At 44.8% G+C, this 3,187-nt stretch carries 2 protein-coding genes; both read left to right on the top strand.

Translation table 11 applies throughout. The features are described from left to right. The first annotated feature begins 80 nt into the window (after positions 1-80). Positions 81-419 carry a PadR family transcriptional regulator gene (locus ACFQ2O_RS20815; protein ID WP_377532668.1) on the top strand — a complete coding sequence of 113 codons (339 nt, stop codon included), beginning with the start codon at positions 81-83 and terminating at the stop codon, positions 417-419. 2 nt (positions 420-421) lie between these two features. Next, positions 422-2,962 (top strand): PspC domain-containing protein, encoded by a 2,541-nt coding sequence (locus tag ACFQ2O_RS20810; RefSeq protein ID WP_377532666.1) that lies wholly within the window; start codon positions 422-424, stop codon positions 2,960-2,962. The last annotated feature ends 225 nt before the right edge of the window (positions 2,963-3,187 follow it).

The raw sequence follows: 3,187 nt of genomic DNA, 5'->3' as shown, positions 1-3,187 counted from the left end.
GGCGTAAATATTTTTAAACAGTACCTTGCGTTACATAGTACCTTATATTATCTTTACCTCAACATTATATCAGCATCATCATGAAAGTAGAAAACACACAAGTGCAGATGAGGAAGGGAATTCTGGAATTCTGCATACTGGAGATTATCTCTCGTGGTGAAGTCTATGCGTCCGATATGTTGGAGGAGCTCACAGCGGCCAAGATGATCGTTGTAGAGGGTACACTCTACCCGCTGCTCACCCGCCTAAAGAATGCTGCACTTCTGGAGTACAACTGGGTAGAATCTACATCAGGGCCTCCTCGCAAGTACTACAGGCTCACCAATACCGGCCGCGACTTTTTAGAGCAACTTCGCAATACCTGGCTTGAATTAGTAGACTCCACAGAACACATCATCCGAAACAAGAAAGCCCAGTAATTATGAAAAAGAACATAAGTATAAACCTACAAGGCATCATTTTCCAGATTGAGGAAGATGGGTACGAGCAGCTTAGCCGCTACCTCGCCTCTATTAGAACATACTTTTCTAACTATGAGGGCCATGAAGAGATTGTATCTGACATTGAAGCGCGCGTAGCCGAAATTTTTGCAGCCAGAATTTCTCCTGCAAAGCAGGTAATCACACAGGAGGATGTGGAGTATCTGATGCTGCGCATGGGCAACGTTACAGACTTTGAGGTAGAAGAACCGCTGGATACTGAACCTATCGGAGCAACTGCCGGAGCTGGTGCAGGGCCAGACTTTGACGGAACCTACACACACACCGCTGCTCCTCCCAAAAGCCTTTACCGCGATGTAAATCGTAAAGTAATAGCCGGGGTTTCGGCTGGGTTAGCGAACTACTTAAGTGTAGATCCACTTTGGATCAGGCTGTTTTTTGTGCTGCTAGTGCTGCTTGGGGTAGTTTCCGCAGGAGTATCGGCAGCTACAGGCATCATCATTTATGTTGTACTGTGGATAGCCATGCCTGAAAATGCTTTTTTGCCTGAAACTAAGGTGCGTAAACTTTTTCGCGACCCTGAAGACAAGAAATTAGCGGGTGTATCAAGCGGCATTGCTAAATACTTTGGTATTGATGTAGCGGTAGTTCGCCTGTTGTTCCTTCTTTCAATTTTTCTGGGTGGCTTTGGTATAGTGGCTTATATCGTACTGTGGGTTGCTATGCCAGAGGCTGTCACGCTTACAGAGCGTATGCAAATGCAGGGCGATCCGGTAACCTTGGCTGGCATAGAGCGCACGCTAAAGGATAACCTGAACATGAAGGATAGCAACGGAGAAGAGAGCACCCTTGCTAAGCTCATCCTGTTGCCCATCCGCTTGATTTCTCAGATTATCAGTTGGCTTGGCAGAGCCTTGGGCCCGATATTAGCTTTTCTTGTAACACTTGTTCGTGTTGCCGCAGGCGTGATACTCCTTATAATTTCCATAGGGTTAACTTTTGGTTTGATATCAGCGCTTTTCGTGTCACTTGGTTTAATTGAGGAGTCGCAGTATATTTCCTTTTCACCAAGTGATTTCCCTGCCTCTGTATTATTAAGAGGCTTTCCCAGGCTCGGATTGGTTGCAGGCTTTTTTGTAGTGCTTATACCATTACTACTACTAATCGTGCTGGGTGTAAGCCTGCTTATTAAGCGTACTTTTCTGAAGCCTATTGTAGGTTGGTCTTTGTTTGGAGTCTGGCTGGTGGGCTTATTTATCATGATTGCTTCTATCGCTACATACAGCAACAACTTCCGTCGTACTGGTGAAGTCGTGACAACTAAAACAATACCTGTATCAGAAACAGGCACGCTAGTGTTAGATGCCTATGATACGAATGTGGATTGGAGCAACATTTACATAGAAGTACAGGAGAGCAATACCCCTGATGTGCAGGTTGTACAACGCGCCGAAGCTAAAGGACAGACCGAAGAAGAAGCAAAGCAGAATACCAAAATGATTACCTACCGAATGGTAAATCAGGATTCTACCATTCGCTTCGACAACAGCTTTGAGTTTAAAAAGGGAGCCATATTCCGCGACCAGGAACTTAGCCTTGTACTGAAGCTGCCAAGAAACAAACCTCTGCGCCTAACACGTGAGTTTATATACCTGTTACCAGGATCAGCTTTGGAAGGTAATTATGATCACGATAAAATAGAGCGTAATACGTGGCAGGTGAATGGTAACCGCTTAGCATGCCTTACCTGCGCCACAGACACACTGGGAACGGAAGGCCAAAGTGACTACCAAAACGATAGTGACTTTAAAATGGACATCGATATTGATGATGAAAATAGTTCTTTAAAGATTAGTGGCAGCGCACTACTGAACGACAACAAGTATAGCACTAACCGCCGTACCATGAACTACGGGAACTTCAACAGAATCAGCATCAGCGGCCCGTACCATGTGCAGCTAAAGCAAGGAGAATATAGTGTGGTTGTTCGTGCCGATAATGATGAAATGGAACGGATCGAATTCGACCTTAACGGTGATGAGTTGGAAATCACCACAGAGGAAAAGTATTTCAGGCTTTTCGAAGACCGTAAGCCAGTATTGATTCAGATTACAGCGCCTAACTTAAGTACCATCGATTTAAGTGGTGCCATAAAAGCTGACATTATAGGTTTTACCTCTGATAAACTCCGCATGAACTTCTCTGGAGCTATACAGACAGTTGCTAACCTTAATGTGCGTGATTTAAGAGTAGACGCCTCTGGAGCTACTGTTAGTAAATTCACAGGCAAAGCTGACCGTTTTGAATTAGATGCAACAGGAGCGTGTGGCATAGATGCTAACCAACTTGAGGCTGCCTACGTGGATGTAGACGTGACAGGAGCTGGAGTAGCAGAAGTTTTCGCTACCTCTACGCTACGTGCAGACGCAACAGGAGCAAGCCGTATCACATACCGCGGCAACCCCAGCGACACTGTCATTAACAGCTCTGGCCCAAGCAGTGTAAAGCGCCAGCAAAACTAAAGTATAAAATGTAAGCTGGTTGAGCCTGTAGCTCAGCCAGCTTTACTCTACACCGCCACTAGTACAAAATAAAACTAAATTATACCAAGCACCCTCAGTTCCTGTAGTTTTCTATGAAACAGTAATCCGCATAGCAAATCTATAGCACGAAAACCTCCATGCTATAGCTGATAATACAAATAAGTTATCACCAAAAAAGGGAGCAAATCGCTTCTTAATATATAA

The sequence above is a fragment of the Pontibacter rugosus genome (assembly GCF_042678745.1).
Taxonomy (GTDB): domain Bacteria; phylum Bacteroidota; class Bacteroidia; order Cytophagales; family Hymenobacteraceae; genus Pontibacter; species Pontibacter rugosus.
The sequence above is the reverse complement of the archived record's forward strand: the minus strand, read 5'-3'. Positions and strand labels throughout refer to the sequence as shown.